The organism is Micromonospora sp. WMMD737 (genome assembly GCF_049179055.1).
Lineage (GTDB): Bacteria > Actinomycetota > Actinomycetes > Mycobacteriales > Micromonosporaceae > Micromonospora > Micromonospora reichwaldensis.
In genome coordinates this window covers 6,518,519-6,533,577 of sequence record NZ_JBMHMH010000001.1, presented here as the reverse complement: position 1 = coordinate 6,533,577, position 15,059 = coordinate 6,518,519, and the positions used below count along the sequence as shown (strand labels likewise).

Sequence of the window (15,059 nt, the reverse complement as noted above, 5' to 3'; positions counted from 1 at the left end):
CCGACGCCGCAGTCAGGCGCGCCCCGGGACGCCGGAAGGGCGCACCCTACGACACCGTCCGCTCGCGGGGGCGGAGTTCGCGACTTCGTACCCGCCCGATGTCGTCGCGCCCCTAGCGTCGGCTCCGGAGGTTCGTTCGTATGCCTGCATCGACACGACACCACAGGGCCCTCGCAGTGTTCGTACACTGCCTCGGCATTCTCTCCGCCGTGCCGGCACTGCCGGCGGCGGCGCCACCCGCGGCGGCCGCGCCACCACCGGTGGTCGCGCCGACCCCGGAGCCGGCGATGCCGTCGGCGCCGCCGGCCGTGCCCACCCCGACCCGGGCCGCCCCGCCGGTGGCGAAGCCGCCGGTCACGGTCGCGGTGGTGCCGGAGAGCACGCCGGCGCCGCGCTACCGGATCCAGGTCCGCAACAGCGGTGGCACGCCGGTGGACACCACCGTCCGGCAGGAGCTGCCACCCGGGGCCTCGGCGACCGCCATCACCGCCGGGGGCCGGGCCACCCGGGGCACCGGGCAGTCGGCCACCGAGGTGACCTGGCAGCTGAAGCTGCCCGCCCGCAGCACCACCACCCTGGGCACGGCGCTCACCGCCGCCGCCCCGGCCCGGCCGCTGACCGCGCCGGCCTGCGCCTACGCCCGCGACGGCAGCCGGCCGTACGACTGCGCGACCGCGACCTGGAACGCGGGCGTGCCGGCCGCCGCGCCCGCGCGTTCCGAAGCGCCGCCGTGGCGCCGGACGCCGGTGCTGCTGGCCGGGCTCGGCACGGTGACGGTGCTCGCAATGGGCGGGGTGTGGACCTGGCGCCGGCGCCGCCGACCGGTCGCCGCGGCCCTCTCCGGCCAGCATCCGGGGACCGTCTACCCGCGCCCGGCCGCGCCACGACCGGAACAGCTCCGCCGCAAGCCGTCCGTCTGGTTGATCGTCCCGGTGGCCGCCGCCGTGCTCGCCGGCACGGTGGGCACCGCCGCCTGGACGGCCACCCGGCAGGTCGCGGCCGTCGACACCGACAGCCAGCCGACCAGCGGCGCGTGGCTGGGCCAGGGGGTCAACGGCGCCGTCGGCGAGCCGCTGCGAGAGTCGGCGTTCGAGTTCACCGTGTACCGCGTCGCGTGCGAGCCCGGCGCCGCGGCCCGGCAGTGCGAGGCGACGGTCGGGGTGCGCAACCTCACCCCGGAGCAGCAGAGCTGGCACGGCCGGCTGCAACGGGCGTACCTGCCCGACGGCAACTTCGTCAGCACGGACGAGCAGGCGACCCGGGCGGCCAACCAGGGCCGGGACGTCTTCGCCCAGCCGATGGCGGCCGGCAGCCGGACGGTGCTGCCGCTGGTCTTCACCGTCGCCGGGAAGGCGCCGCCGGAGCAGCTCGAGCTGCGCAGCGGGGTGTTCTCCGCCGGGGTCCGGGTGGACGTGCCCTGACCGGGCGCCGGGCGGCGGTCGTACCCTTGGCGTCGTGACCGCCGCCCTCGCCCCGCCGACCTGGGTTGCCCTCCTGGAGGCGCACGAGAGGCGTGCGGACGCCCTCACCGCGGGCCACCGCGCCCGCAGGGCCACGGGGGAACGCCACGCGATCGACGACTTCCTGTACGACTACTACGGCACCCGGCCCTCCGTGCTCCGACGGTGGCACCCGGGGGTGGGCGTCTCCCTGGCGCCGGGGCCGGACGGCTCCGCCCCGCACCGGCAGTGGCGTTGGTACGCGACGACGGCGGACGGGGCGGTGAGCTTCGACGTCGCGGCGTTCCTCGTCGACCGGGCCGAGTCGGTGCGCTTCATCCACCGCCTGCTGTCCGCGATCGTGTCGCGACCCGCCTTCACCGGCTGCTTCGGCCTGCACGAGTGGGCGATGGTGTACCGCCAGCGGGAGCACCGGCACCCGCTCCCCCTGCGACTCGGGCAGGAGGGCACCGACGCGGTCGTCGAGTCGCACCAGATCCGCTGCACGCACTTCGACGCGTTCCGCTTCTTCACCCCGGACGCGGTCGGCCTCAACCGGCTCCGACCCACGAGGGAGAGCCAGGTGGAACTCGACCAGCCGGGCTGCCTGCACGCATCGATGGACTGCCACAAGTGGGCGACCAAGTTGGGGCCCGCGGTTCCGGGGGACCTGGCGCTCGACTGCTTCGAGCTGGCGAGGGACATCCGGCTACTCGACATGCAGGCGTCCCCGTACGACTTCTCCTCCTACGGGCAGCCCGCGGTGGCCATCGAGACGCCGGAGGGCAAGGCCGAGTACGTGGCGCGGCAACGCGAGTTCGCGCAGCGTGCCGGCCAGCTACGCGCCCGGCTCATCGGTGTCTGCGCGGCACTGCTCGCGGGCTAGTCGCCGTCGACGCGGCGATCGCGCTTACGCTGTGAGCGGCGTTTCTTGTCGGCCAGCCGGCGCTCCTTCGCGCCCCGCGACGGGCGGGTGGGCCGGCGGGGCGGGGGCGGCGGGGCGGCGGCCTCGCGCAGCAGCGCGGCCAGCCGTTCGCGGGCGGCCTCCCGGTTGGCCAGCTGCGCCCGGTGCTCGCTGGCGGCCACGGTGAGCACGCCGTCGACCAGCCGGCCGGCGAGCCGCTCCAGCGCCCGCGCCCGCAGCGGCTCGGGCACGCCGGGCGAGGCGGCCAGGTCGTAGCTCAGCTCGACGCGCGAGTCGGTGGTGTTGACGCCCTGGCCGCCGGGCCCGGACGACCGGGAGAACCGTTCCCGCAGCTCGGCGGCGGGAACGGTCCACCGGTCGTTCACCCGCAGTCCGTCGTCCACCCCCCGAGGGCTAGCGCCCCTGCCGGACGCTCGGGGTGGCGGACGGGCCCGGGGTCTGCGCGGGTGGGTCGGGACTGTCGTCGGAGTCGGCGGCGGCGTAGGCGACCGCCCCCACCAGCAGCAGGGCGATCACCCCGATCTTCGTGGTGGCCACCTTGATCAGCAGCCACGCGGCGCTCCGGGCGCCGGGCACGGTCTTCTTGACGGTCTGGTAGTCGGCCCACCCGCGTCGTGCCCGGGCGTACGCCGACCCCACACCGGTACCGATCAACAGGCCCACCAGCAGGAGGACCACGATTCCAGGACGCTCCACCCGAGCCAGTTATCCATACTCAGCGTGATATTTCCATTGGCCGATCATTCCGCGCCGGGTATCCGACAGTTTTCACATTCCCGGGCCGCCCCCGGACGGCGTGCCCGCAGCTCAGCCGCCCTTCCCGATGATCGTGTCGGCGGTCTGCTGCACCTGTTCGATGGGAATGGCGAAGCCGATGCCGATCGAGCCGTTCCCGTCGATCGTGGCGATGGCCGTGTTCACCCCGACCACCTCGCCGCGGGCGTTGACCAGTGGGCCGCCCGAGTTGCCCGGGTTGATCGAGGCGTCGGTCTGCACGGCGGTGTGCCGGTTGTCGCCGAGGCGTACCTGCCGGTCCAGGGCGCTGACGATGCCGGCGGTGACGGTGCCGGACAGCCCGAGCGGCGAGCCGACCGCCAGCACCGGCTCCCCCACCCGGGTGGATCCCGGCTTGGCCAGCGGCAACGCCGCCAGGCCGGCCGACTGCGGCACCCGCAGCACGGCGAGGTCGCTGCGCGGCTCCCGCCCGACGACCTCGGCGGCGAACCGCCGCCCGTCGGGCAGTTCCACCGTCACCGAGCCCCCGCGCCCCTTGGCCAGGATGTGGTCGTTGGTGATGATGTGCTGCTGGTCGTCGACGGCGAAGCCGGAGCCGGAGGCCGAGGCGCCGCCGGCCCCGCCCACCAGCACCGAGACCACCCCCGGCACCGTCTTCCCGGCCGCGGTGACCAGTTCCGCCGGCACCGGGGCCGCCGAGGCCGCCGCCGGGCCAGGTGCCTCGTCCCGGCCGGCCACGATGCCGCCGGCCACCGCCCCGGAGACGGTCGACAGGGCCACCACCGCCAGGGCCGCCAGCACCCGCCCGCGCGGGCCGCGGCCCGCCGGGCCACCGTCGGGGTCGGACCCGCCCCACCGGGCCCGCCCGTCGGAATCCAGCTCCGGGGAGATGAACCAGGGGCCGCGCGGTTCGCCCAGCCCGGTCTGCACTGCCATGCGTACGCTCCTCACGTGTCCTTCTCGACGGCGGCCGTACGGGTCAGGGCAGCCGGGCGAACCAGCGCATCGAGCCGGCCGCCGCGCCCATGGCGAACACCAGCCCGAGACCGATGAACCGGGCCGAGACGTCCTGCCGTTCGATGCGGTAGCCGACCGAGGTGCCGATGTCGTCGTAGACGGCGCGCAGCTCGTCGCTCGTGCTGGCCTCGTGGAACACGCCCCCGGTCTCCTCGGCGACCGCGCGCAGGGTCTGCCCGTCGACGGGCACCTGGATCGGCCGGCCGCCCCGGTCCACCGTGCCGTCCGGGGTGCCGAAGGAGATGGTGTGCACCGGCACCTTCATGTCGATCGCCTCGGACGCGGCCTCCATCGGGTCGATGCCGGAGGTGTTCGCCCCGTCGGAGAGCAGGATGATCCGGGCCGGCGGCGGGTCCTTCGCCGCCTGGCTGTCGAAGCCCTTCACCGCGCCGAGCGAGGTGCTGATGGCCTCTCCGATCGCGGTGCCCTGCACCCCGGTGGCCCCCTCGACCAGCCGCTCGACGCCCTCGTGCAGCGCCTCCCGGTCGGTGCTCGGCGGCACCAGCACCGCCGCGCTGCCGGCGAAGGCGACCAGCCCGACGTTGAACTCGTCCGGCAGGCCGTCGACGAAGCGCCGGGCGGACTCCTTGGCGGCGCTGAGCCGGTCCGGTTCCACGTCGCCGGCGAGCATCGAGGTGGAGACGTCCACGGCGACCATCACCGTGGCCCGTTCGCGGGGCACCCGGACCTCCGCCGTGGGCCGGGCGAAGCCGACCACCAGCAGCGCCAGCATGGCCACGAAGAGCCCGGCCGGCACGTGCCGCCGCCAGGCCGGGCGGTGCGGCGCGACCCGGTCCAGCAGCCGCAGGTTGGTGAAGCGGACGGCGTACCGACTGCGGCGGCGCTGCATGAGCAGGTAGCCGACGGCCAGGGCGAGCACCCCGAGCAGGAGCCAGAGCCGGACGGGCGACTGCCAGATCACGCCGCACCTCCCCGGGCCGCCCGCGCCGGGGCGGCGGCGAGGCGCCGCTGGGCGTGCACGTGCCGCACGATGTCGGCCCCCCAGTCCCGGTCGGTGCGCAGCGGCAGGTGCGTGGCCCCGCTGCGGCGCAGCGCCTGGCGTACCTGCTCGCGCTGGGCGGTCGCGGCGGCGGCGTAGCGCTCGCGCAGCGCGCGGTCGCCGGTCCAGACCTCGCGCCGCCGCCCGGTCTCCGGGTCGACGAGGGTGACCAGTCCGACGTCGGGTAGCTCCAGCTCCCGGGGGTCGGTGACCTGCACGGCGAGCACCTGGTGCCGCGCGGCGAGGCGGCGCAGGGGCACCTCCCAGGACGGCGACTGCCCCGGGTCGTCGGGCAGTCCGTCGAGGAAGTCCGAGACCACCACGACGAGGCCGCGGCGCAGCGCCACCCGGTGCACGGCGGCCAGCCCGTCGGCCAGGTCGGGGCCCGCCGGCGCCGGCTCGTCCCGGTCGTGGCCGCCGACGCGCGGGGCGGTCAGCAGGGCCCGGAGCAGCCCGAGCAGATGGGTACGTCCGCTGCGGGGCGGGAACCGGCGCAGCCCGTCCGGGCCGAGCACCTGCGCGCCGAGGCGGTTGCCCACGCCGCCGGTGAGGAAGCCGACCGCCGCGACGGCCGCCACGGCCAGTTCCCGCTTGTCCAGTTCGGCGGTGCCGTACTCCATGCTGGGGCTCGCGTCGACCAGCAGCCAGGTGGTCAGCTCCCGGTCGGCGTCGACCTCGCGTACGTGCGGGACCGTGGTGCGGGCGGTCACCGCCCAGTCCATCCGGCGCACCTCGTCCTCACCGGGCCGGTACTCCCGGCTGCCGGCGGTCTCGCTGCCGGGCCCGGGCAGCAGGCCCCGGTACCGGCCGTGCAGCAGCCCGTCGAGCCGGCGCGTGACGGTCAGCTCCAGCCGGCGCAGCCGCCGGTCGGAGGTGAGGTCGGCCAGTCCCGGGTCGGCCGGACCGGGGGCCGGCGCGGTGGCCCCGCGCCACCTCATGCCGCCGCCAGGTCGGCCGCGTGTTCCGGGTGGGCGGTGGCGACCCGCGGCGGCGGCACGACCTCCACCAGCCGACGGACCACCGCCTCGGCGGACACCCCGTCGGCGACCGCGTCGAAGGAGAGCACCAGCCGGTGGGCGAGCACGTCGACGGCGAGTTCGCGGACGTCCTCGGGCAGCACGTACCCGCGACCGCGCAGGAGCGCCTGGGCCCGCGCGGCACGGACCAGGCCGAGGGTGGCCCGGGGACTTGCCCCGTACGCGAGCAGCGGGGCGATCTCGGACAGGCCGAACCGGCCGGGGTCCCGGGTGGCGAAGATCAGCCGGACCACGTACTCGGCGATCGCGTGGTGCACGAAGACGTGGGCGGCGCGGGCCTGGAGGTCCCGCAGCCGCTGCGGGTCGAGCACCCGCCGGGCGACGGGCCGGTCGGCGCTCATCCGGTAGAGGATGGCGAGTTCGTCGGCGTCGCTCGGGTAGTCGACGACGACCTTCATCAGGAACCGGTCGCGCTGCGCCTCCGGTAGTTGGTAGACCCCCTCGGACTCGATGGGGTTCTGGGTGGCCAGCACCAGGAACGGCTCGGGCACGGGAAAGCTGCGCCCGCCGATGGAGACCTGCCGCTCGGCCATCGCCTCCAGCAGGGCGGACTGCACCTTGGCCGGGGCCCGGTTGATCTCGTCGGCGAGCACCAGGTTCGCCATGATCGGGCCCAGCTCGATGTCGAAGTCCTCGCGCGACGCGCGGTAGATCCTGGTGCCGACGATGTCGGAGGGGACCAGGTCCGGGGTGAACTGGATCCGGGAGAAGGTGCCGCCGACCACGGTGGCCAGGGTCTGCGCGGCGAGCGTCTTGGCCACCCCGGGCACGCCCTCCAGGAGGCAGTGCCCGTCTGCGATGAGGGCGGTGAGCAGGCGCTCGACGAGCCGATCCTGCCCGACGATCACGCGTTTGACCTCGAAGAGCGTCTGTTCCAGCTCGGCCGGGGTCGCATCGGGATCGGCCGGGCTGGGCACGCTGACCAGGGTGTCCGAGATGTCCGTCACGGTGCTTGCTTCCCGTGCCGACCGTCGGACAAACGTCGGATTATCGGCCCCGGGGCGACCCTTAGCGGCCCGAACCAGGACAACCCTCCCGCCCGGCCCCCCACCCCGACCCCCGCCCCCCCACACCCCGACCCCCGCGCCCCCACGCCTTGAGGCCCGCGTCGATCATGCAGTTGCGGCGCCCCGCACAAGGCGCGATTCAGGGCATAACCCCCACCACACCTGCATGATCGACGCGCGAGGGGACGGGCGGGACGGGCGGGGCGGGCGCGGCGGCGCCGGCCCCCACACCCAGGTGTGGGGGCCGGCGTCGTCAGGCGGTACTCAGTTGGCGACGACCAGGTGGAACGGCCGGTCGGCCGCGCTCCCCGACGAGCTGCGGGTCTGGATGAAGACCGCGTTCGGCGTCTGGAGCCGCGGCGCGACGGAGATCTCGCCACCCGGGGGGACGTTGTACGGGTCGGTGGTGCCGATGGTGGCGTGGAACGCCTTCAGCGAGACGTTGTAGTTGAACAGCACCTGGTACTGCCCGGGGCCGTACCGGGTGGCGGAGACCACCTCGGGCGAGCCACGGAGCAGGACGCCGTTGCTGGCGACGACGGCGGAGGCGACCGTGCCCGGCGCGCTCGCCAGCGCGGAGGGGCCCTGCGCCAGCGCGTCCTTGGCCTTGCGGGCCTCGGCGGGGGTCACCGCCGGTTGGCTGCCGGAGCCGGGCTGGCGGGCGGCCGGCTGGGCGACCTCGGCGGGCGCCTGGGCCGCCGGCTGGGCGACGGCGATGCCGCCTCCGGCCAGGGTGAGCGCCAGCGCGGCGAACGCCACCGCCACCGCCTTGCGTCGGAAGAGTGTGGTCATGACAGGTCTCCCTTTTGTTGACCGTGCGGATTCGACCGGACCCACCGAACGCGGGGCGGCCGACTTCCATTCTTTCGGGCCGGGAAATAGCGACAACCGCCTGGAGCCCACGCCTTCAGGCCGCACCTAGTTGTTGCCGCTTCAACGATTTTCACCGGCTCTGAGCTGGTATTACTACTCAGAGTTTCGACGTCTCAACCCACTGGAAGGTAGCACCGAAAAATGCCGGGCGTCAATAGTCGATCACGCCCCGCAAATTACTCGCATAATCGTGAGAAGCGAACGCTCGACCATTCACGAACGGGTCACGCGAACTGCGTCGGAGCCGCCGCGTGGGCGCGTTCGGGGCCGCCGGCCGGGCGCTCGGGCGCTATCCTCCGGCCGTGATCGTCGAGACCGCGGGGCCGGCGACGGGGCGCCGGACGGCGCGGCTGCGCACCGCGCTCTGCTGGGCCGCCGTCGCGCCCGGGGTCGCCTGGGCGGCGGTACGACTGGGCGGCCTCGACCGGGGGCCGCTGGTGCAGCTGCTCGCCTTCACCCCGTACGCCGCCGCGGGAAGCCTCCTGCCGCTGGTGCTCGCGCTCGCCCTGCGGCGCCGGTGGCCCGCGGTGGTCGCGGCTCTGGTCACGGCGACCCTGGTGGCCGTGGTGGCGCCCCGGGCACTGCCGTCCGGCCAGCCCCCGGCCGGCGGGCCGACGGTGCGGCTGCTGACCGCCAACCTGCTCGCCGGGGCCGGCGACGCGCGGGCGCTGGTCGACCTGGTCCGGCGGCACCGGGTCGACGTGCTCGCCGTGCAGGAGTTCACCCCGGACGCCGAGGCGGAGCTGGACCGGCTCGGCCTGCCCGGGCTGCTCCCCCACCGGCAGCTCCACCCGCAGATCGGCACCGTCGGCTCCGGCCTCTACGCGCGGTTCCCGATCAGCGACGGCGGCGTCCGGCACAACCGCGGCGGCTGGGGCTTCGACCAGGCCTACGGCACGGTGGCGGTGCCCGGGGCGCCGGCGGTCCGGGTCGAGTCGGCGCACCCGTCGGCCCCGTACGCGGTGGACCAGGTCGGCCACTGGCGCGCCGACCTGGCGGCGCAGCCGCCCGCCACCCCGGACGGGCCGCTGCGGATCCTCGCCGGCGACTTCAACGCCACCCTCGACCACGCCCCGCTGCGCGCCCTGCTGGACACCGGCTACGTCGACGCCGCCGACCAGGTCGGCGCGGGCCTGGTCGGCACGTGGGGCCCGTACGACGGGGACCCGATCCCGCCGGTGACCATCGACCACGTGCTGGTCGACCGGCGGATCGCGGTGCGCGCGGTCACCGTGCACCCCCTGCGGGGCAGCGACCACCGCGCCGTCCTGGCCGAGCTGCGCCTCCCGGTCGGGTGAGGCCCCGGCTGCCGGTACGCGGGGGCCGGGGCGGCTCAGACCCGGGCGCGGTCGAGGCCGTAGGTGAGCGCGTCGACGAGGGCGTGCCAGGACGCCTCGACGACGTTGGGGTGCACGCCGACCGTAGTCCAGTCGCGGTTGCTGCCGTCGACCGTCTCCAGCAGCACCCGGGTCACCGCGCCGGTGCCGTGGGTGCCCTCCAGGATCCGCACCTTGTAGTCGGCCAGCTCGAAGTCGCGCAGCTCCGGGTAGTGCCGGGCCAGCCCGACCCGCAGCGCCTCGTCCAGGGCGTTGACCGGACCGTTGCCCTCGGCGGTGGCGATCACCCGCTCCCCGCGTACGCGGATCTTGACGGTCGCCTCCGAGACCACCGCGCCGTCCTCCCGGTGCTCGACCAGCACCCGGTACGACTCCAGCGCGAACGGCCGGGCGGGGGCGGTGTCCAGCTCCGAGCGGACCAGCAGCTCGAACGACGCGTCGGCGGCCTCGAACGACCAGCCGCCGGCCTCCAGTTCCTTGACCCGCCGGGTGACCCGCGACAGCGCCTCCGGATGGCCGGCCAGGTCGAGGCCGAGCTCGCGGCTCTTGAGCTCGACGCTGGCCCGGCCGGCCATCTCGGTGACGAGGATCCGCATGTCGTTGCCCACCACCTGTGGGTCCACGTGGTTGTAGAGCAGCGGATCCACCTTGATCGCGCTCGCGTGCAGCCCCGCCTTGTGGGCGAAGGCCGCGGCCCCGACGTATGCCTGGTGGGTGTCGGGGGCGATGTTGGCGATCTCGGCGATGGCGTGGGAGACCCGCACCATCTGCCCCAGGCAGCCCTCCGGTAGGACGGGCAGCCCGAGCTTGAGCTGGAGGTTGGCGACCACGGCGAAGATGTCGGCGTTGCCGGGGCGCTCGCCGTAGCCGTTGGCGGTGCCCTGGAAGTGGCGCACCCCCGCCTCGACGGCGGCGACGGTGTTGGCCACCGCGCAGGACGTGTCGTTCTGGCAGTGGATGCCGAGCAGTTCCGGGCCGACGCCCAGTCGCGCGGTCAGGTCGGCGATGGCGGCGGTCACCTGGGAGGGCAGCATCCCGCCGTTGGTGTCGCAGAGCACCACCCGCTCGGCGCCGGCGGCCAGCGCGGTCTCCACGACGGCGGCCGTGTACGCCGGGTCTGACCGGTAGCCGTCGAAGAAGTGCTCCCCGTCGACGAAGACCCGGCGCCCCTCGGCCACCAGGTGCGCCACCGTGTCGCGGACCATCGCCAGGTTCTCGGACCCGGTGGTGCGCAGCGCCCGCTCGACGTGCCGCAGGTCCGCCTTGGCGACCAGGGCGACCGCCGGCGTCTGCGCGTCGAGCAGGCCGCGGACCTGCGGATCATCGCCGACGGGCACCCCGGCCCGCCGGGTCGCCCCGAACGCGACCAGCAGCGCGTGCTTCAGGTCGAGTTCGGCGCGCGCCCGGCGGAAGAACTCGGTGTCCTTCGGCACCGCGCCCGGCCAGCCCCCCTCGATGAAGCCGACCCCGAACTCGTCGAGCAGGCGGGCCACCGCGAGCTTGTCGACCACCGAGTAACTGAGCCCCTCGCGCTGGGCGCCGTCGCGCAGCGTGGTGTCGTACACCTGGAACGTCATCAGGGAGTCCTTTCTCAGAGCAACAAAAAGACCCCCCGCGGATGCGGGAGGTCTGCGCGCTCGGCGGAGGGGAGGCCGGCGCGCTAGGTGCGAATAATCAGGTCGGTGCTGGTCACGATCGCCACTCTGCCATCCGGACCCCGGTTTTGGGAGGCGTAATCCACATGGCGGGACGGTGACGGAGGGTCCCGATACCGCACGGGCGGCTGGCTCGCCGGCACGACCCGCCGCCGGTGATCGACTTCACAAGTCACCCGGCCGCCGACCGGCGGAAACAACGCTGGGGAAGTATCTGGAACCGATCCAGTTACCGGCCTCGCGCCGCTGTCAAGGAGGACCTGTGCTCACTGTCGGTGACCGCTTCCCCGAGTACGAACTCACCGCCTGCGTGTCGCTTGACGCCGACAAGGCGTTCGAGTCGATCGACCACAAGTCGCACCAGGGGAAGTGGCGCGTCGTCTTCTTCTGGCCGAAGGACTTCACCTTCGTCTGCCCGACCGAGATCGCGGAGTTCGGCCGGCTGAACGAGGAGTTCGCCGACCGGGACGCCCAGGTCCTCGGCGTGTCGGTGGACAACGAGTTCGTCCACTACGCGTGGCGCAAGGACCACCCGGACCTGCGCGAGCTGCCGTTCCCGATGCTGAGCGACGTCAAGCGTGAGCTGACCGCCGCCTGCGGCGTGCTCGGCGAGGACGGCGTGGCCCAGCGGGCGACCTTCATCGTCGACCCGGACAACGAGATCCAGTTCGTCATGGTGACCGCCGGCTCGGTCGGCCGCAACGTCTCCGAGGTGCTGCGGGTGCTCGACGCCCTCCAGACCGACGAGCTCTGCCCGTGCAACTGGAACAAGGGCGGCGAGACCCTGGACGCCACCAAGCTCCTCGCCGGCGCCGGGGCCTGACCATGGGTCTGGACGCGGTCAAGGCGGCTCTGCCCGAGTACGCCAAGGACATCAAGCTCAACCTCGGCTCCACCATCGCCACCAGCACGCTGAAGCCGGAGCAGGCGTGGGGCACCGCCCTGGCCTGTGCCGTCGCGGCGCGCAATCCGGTGGTGCTGCGCGAGATCGCGGCCGAGGCGACCACGCACCTCGGGCCGGAGGCGGTCGAGGCCGCCAAGGGCGCCGCCGCGATCATGGCGATGAACAACGTCTACTACCGGGCCAAGCACCTGATCGGCGACGAGCAGTACCAGTCGATCCCGGCGCGGCTGCGGATGCAGATCATCGCCAAGCCGGGCGTGGACAAGGCCGACTTCGAGCTCTGGTGCCTGGCGGTCTCGGCGATCACCGGCTGCGGGGTGTGCCTGGAGTCGCACGAGAAGACCCTGCGCAACGCGGGCTTCAGCCGCGAGCAGGTGCACGAGGGACTGCGCATCGCCGCCGTCGTGCACGCCGCCGCGGTGACCCTGGACGCCCAGGCCGCGCTCGCCTGACGGGTACCACACGCAGGGCCGGCGCCGCGATACGGCGCCGGCCCTGCGTCGTCCCCGGCACCCGGCCCGCGCCGGCTCCAGCGCCCGCCCGCGTCGTCCCCGGAGCCCGGCCCGCGCCGTCCCCGGCGCCCGCCCCGCCGTTTCCGGTGGCGACGGCCCGGGTAGCTCCTCGGGAGCAGACGAGAGACACCCGGACCGGCGAGACGACTGGCGACAGTCGGGGCAGGAGTTGTCAGATGGACAGGCTCGACCCGCACAGCACCCACGGCAGCCCGGATCCGCTGCGCGGCGGCGGCCAGGGCGAGTTCGCCGGCGGCGCCCCGGCCGGCACGTTCGACCCGTGGCGCTACCGCGACACCGCGAGGGTCGCCGACGCCGACCTGGTCGGCTACAAGGTCGAGGCCACCGACGGCGGCATCGGCAAGATCGACAGCGCCAGTCACGAGGTCAACGACAGCTACCTCGTGGTGGACACCGGGCCGTGGATCTTCGGCCGGAAGGTCATGATCCCGGCCGGCACCGTCAACCACGTCGACCACGACGAGCGCAAGGTGTACGTCGACCGGAGCAAGGACCAGATCAAGGCCGCCCCGGAGTACGACGAGACCGCCGACACCGACCCCACCTACCGGGACCGCCTCGGCGGCTACTACGACGAGACGTACTCGGCCATCCCGCCCGGCACCGCCCGCTGACCGGCACGGCGCGCGACGGCCTCTTGCGGATCGTGGGAGGCCGTTACCGTGTCAGCGTGGACTCCATCGAGGTCGGTCGCCGGATCCCCTTCTCCGCGACGTTCAACTTCCGCGACGTGGGCGGGCACGTCGGCCACGACGGTCGCACGGTGCGCCCGGGGCGGCTCTACCGCTCCGACTCCCTGCACCGCATCGACGACACCGACCGGGAGGCGTTCGCCGCCCTCGGCGTCCGCACGGTCATCGACCTACGCCGCCCGTACGAGGTGGAGCGTGACGGCCGCGTCCCCCACTTCGACGGCCTGACCTGGCGCAACATCCACCCGGAGCACGCGGAGTGGGGCGAGCGGCCCTACCGTCCCGGCACCGACCTGGCCCGCTACCTGGCCGACCGGTACGCCGACCTCGCCGGGACGGGCACCGCCGGGCTCGCCGAGGCGATCGGGCTGATCGCCGACGACGCCAGCGCCCCCGTGGTCGTGCACTGCGTCGCCGGCAAGGACCGCACGGGCATCGTCTGCGGGCTCACCCTCGCGGTGCTCGGCGTCGCCGACGACGACATCGCCGCCGACTACGCCCTGAGCACCGAGGCCGGCGAGCGCTACCGCGCCTGGTTCGAGGCCACCGGCCAGCGGGCGGGGCACACCCTGCCGGTGCTCACCTGCCCCGCCGAGGCCATGACGCTCTTCCTCGCCGAGCTGCGGGAGGCCCACGGCTCGGTGGAGGGCTACCTGCGCCACGCCGGCGTCACCGACGCCCAACTCGCCGCGCTGCGCGAGCACCTGCTGACCTGACCCCGCCCTCCCGTGACGGCGCCGCCCCCGCACCGGGCGGCGCGGGGGCGGGACGGTGCCGTCGGGGGCCAATCAGAGGATGCGGCGGACCCAGCCGTGCGGGTCGGCGGCCCGGCCCCGCTGGAGGTCGACGAGCTGCTGGCGCAGGGCCGTCGTGACCCGCCCGGGCTCGCCGCCACCCACCAGGAACTCGCCGTCGGGGAAGCGCACCCGCCCGATCGGGGTGACGACCGCGGCGGTGCCGCAGGCGAACACCTCACGGAGCCGGCCGCTCGCGGCGTCCGCCTGCCAGTCGGCGAAGCTCACCGGCCGCTCCTCGATCCGGTGCCCGGCGTCGGCGGCCAGGGTGAGCACCGACTCCCGGGTGATGCCGGGCAGGATCGTGCCGGTCAGCGGCGGGGTGACCACGGTGTCGTCGTCGTAGACGAAGAACACGTTCATGCCGCCCAGCTCGTCGACGTAGCGCCGCTCCACCGCGTCCAGGAAGACCACCTGGTCGCAGCCGTGCTCGATCGCCTCGGCCTGCGCCACCAGCGAGGCGGCGTAGTTGCCGCCGCACTTCGCCGCGCCGGTGCCGCCCGGGGCGGCCCGGGTGTAGTCCGGCGAGACCCAGACCGTCACCGGCTTCACCCCGCCGGAGAAGTACGCCCCGACCGGCGAGGCGATCACCACGTAGAGGTATTCGTTGGCGGGCCGGACGCCGAGGAACACCTCGCTGGCGAACATGAACGGCCGCAGGTAGAGGCTGCCGTCCTCGCCCTCGGGGATCCAGCCCTGGTCGGCGTCCACGAGCTGACGCAGCGAGTCGACGAACGCCTCCTCGGGCAGCGGCGGCATCGCCATGCGCCGGGCGGAGGCGGCGAACCGGGCGGCGTTGGCCTCCGGGCGGAACATGGTGACCCCGCCGTCGGCCGTCCGGTAGGCCTTCAGCCCCTCGAAGATCTCCTGCGCGTAGTGCAGCACCGCGGCGGCCGGGTCCATCGGGATCGGCGCCCGCGCCTCGACCCGGGCGTCGTACCAGCCCTTGCCGTCGGCGTAGCGGATGGTGACCATGTGGTCGGTGAAGACCCGCCCGAACCCCGGGTTGGCCAGCAGGGCGGCCCGGTCGGCGACGGATACCGGCGCGGGATTCGGACGGATCTCGAAGTCGAGCTTGTCACCACCGCTCATCGCGCTGACCTCCCTGCGG

General features: G+C 74.3%; 16 protein-coding genes. 7 read left to right on the top strand and 9 right to left on the bottom strand.

What is annotated here, in order from left to right; all coding sequences use genetic code 11:
- The first annotated feature begins 140 nt into the window (after window positions 1-140).
- Together ACN27A_RS28935 and ACN27A_RS28930 are read left to right on the top strand one after the other, a co-directional pair.
- Window positions 141-1,421: a hypothetical protein gene (locus ACN27A_RS28935; RefSeq protein WP_421457728.1), complete on the top strand. Its 1,281-nt coding sequence runs from the start codon at window positions 141-143 to the stop codon at window positions 1,419-1,421.
- A 34-nt stretch (window positions 1,422-1,455) separates the two neighbouring features.
- Window positions 1,456-2,325 (top strand): 3-methyladenine DNA glycosylase, encoded by an 870-nt coding sequence (locus ACN27A_RS28930; protein ID WP_421457727.1) that lies wholly within the window; start codon window positions 1,456-1,458, stop codon window positions 2,323-2,325.
- Here the strand turns inward: ACN27A_RS28930 and arfB are convergent.
- The 7 genes from arfB to ACN27A_RS28895 form a co-directional block, all read right to left on the bottom strand.
- Window positions 2,322-2,747, bottom strand: coding sequence for an alternative ribosome rescue aminoacyl-tRNA hydrolase ArfB (gene arfB / locus ACN27A_RS28925; protein ID WP_132232586.1), 426 nt, complete (start codon window positions 2,745-2,747; stop codon window positions 2,322-2,324). The genes ACN27A_RS28930 and arfB overlap by 4 nt on opposite strands.
- 10 nt (window positions 2,748-2,757) lie before the next feature.
- Window positions 2,758-3,060 carry a hypothetical protein gene (locus ACN27A_RS28920; RefSeq protein ID WP_357578939.1) on the bottom strand — a complete coding sequence of 101 codons (303 nt, stop codon included), beginning with the start codon at window positions 3,058-3,060 and terminating at the stop codon, window positions 2,758-2,760.
- Between the two features lie 111 nt (window positions 3,061-3,171).
- Window positions 3,172-4,035, bottom strand: a complete 864-nt coding sequence (locus ACN27A_RS28915; protein WP_421457726.1) for a S1C family serine protease — start codon at window positions 4,033-4,035, stop codon at window positions 3,172-3,174.
- 43 nt (window positions 4,036-4,078) lie between these two features.
- Window positions 4,079-5,038, bottom strand: coding sequence for a VWA domain-containing protein (locus tag ACN27A_RS28910; protein WP_421457725.1), 960 nt, complete (start codon window positions 5,036-5,038; stop codon window positions 4,079-4,081).
- Window positions 5,035-6,054: a DUF58 domain-containing protein gene (locus tag ACN27A_RS28905; protein WP_421457724.1), complete on the bottom strand. Its 1,020-nt coding sequence runs from the start codon at window positions 6,052-6,054 to the stop codon at window positions 5,035-5,037. Before ACN27A_RS28905 ends, ACN27A_RS28910 begins: the two co-directional genes overlap by 4 nt.
- Complete coding sequence (locus tag ACN27A_RS28900; RefSeq protein ID WP_421457723.1) at window positions 6,051-7,100, bottom strand: AAA family ATPase; 1,050 nt, start codon at window positions 7,098-7,100, stop codon at window positions 6,051-6,053. Before ACN27A_RS28900 ends, ACN27A_RS28905 begins: the two co-directional genes overlap by 4 nt.
- Window positions 7,101-7,424: 324 nt before the next feature.
- Window positions 7,425-7,952, bottom strand: a complete 528-nt coding sequence (locus ACN27A_RS28895; RefSeq protein WP_421457722.1) for a hypothetical protein — start codon at window positions 7,950-7,952, stop codon at window positions 7,425-7,427.
- A 431-nt stretch (window positions 7,953-8,383) separates the two neighbouring features.
- On the opposite strand from ACN27A_RS28895, the gene ACN27A_RS28890 reads away from it, so the two are divergent.
- Window positions 8,384-9,331 carry an endonuclease/exonuclease/phosphatase family protein gene (locus tag ACN27A_RS28890; RefSeq protein WP_421458645.1) on the top strand — a complete coding sequence of 316 codons (948 nt, stop codon included), beginning with the start codon at window positions 8,384-8,386 and terminating at the stop codon, window positions 9,329-9,331.
- A 35-nt stretch (window positions 9,332-9,366) separates the two neighbouring features.
- Here ACN27A_RS28890 and cimA read toward each other — a convergent pair whose 3' ends face one another.
- On the bottom strand, window positions 9,367-10,947 hold the full coding sequence (cimA, locus tag ACN27A_RS28885; protein ID WP_421457721.1) for a citramalate synthase: 1,581 nt from the start codon (window positions 10,945-10,947) through the stop codon (window positions 9,367-9,369).
- A 340-nt stretch (window positions 10,948-11,287) separates the two neighbouring features.
- Between cimA and ACN27A_RS28880 the strand changes: the two genes are divergently transcribed.
- From ACN27A_RS28880 to ACN27A_RS28865, 4 genes are all read left to right on the top strand, one after another.
- Complete coding sequence (locus ACN27A_RS28880; RefSeq protein WP_089001610.1) at window positions 11,288-11,848, top strand: peroxiredoxin; 561 nt, start codon at window positions 11,288-11,290, stop codon at window positions 11,846-11,848.
- A 2-nt stretch (window positions 11,849-11,850) separates the two neighbouring features.
- Window positions 11,851-12,381 (top strand): carboxymuconolactone decarboxylase family protein, encoded by a 531-nt coding sequence (locus ACN27A_RS28875; RefSeq protein WP_421457720.1) that lies wholly within the window; start codon window positions 11,851-11,853, stop codon window positions 12,379-12,381.
- A gap of 236 nt (window positions 12,382-12,617) precedes the next feature.
- On the top strand, window positions 12,618-13,076 hold the full coding sequence (locus ACN27A_RS28870) for a PRC-barrel domain-containing protein (RefSeq protein WP_132232568.1): 459 nt from the start codon (window positions 12,618-12,620) through the stop codon (window positions 13,074-13,076).
- 29 nt (window positions 13,077-13,105) lie between these two features.
- Entirely contained in the window at window positions 13,106-13,870 is a 765-nt protein-coding gene (locus ACN27A_RS28865) for a tyrosine-protein phosphatase (RefSeq protein ID WP_421458643.1), read from the top strand.
- Between the two features lie 72 nt (window positions 13,871-13,942).
- Here the strand turns inward: ACN27A_RS28865 and ACN27A_RS28860 are convergent, their stop codons facing one another.
- Window positions 13,943-15,040, bottom strand: a complete 1,098-nt coding sequence (locus ACN27A_RS28860; protein WP_421457719.1) for a branched-chain amino acid aminotransferase — start codon at window positions 15,038-15,040, stop codon at window positions 13,943-13,945.
- Window positions 15,041-15,059: the final 19 nt, after the last annotated feature.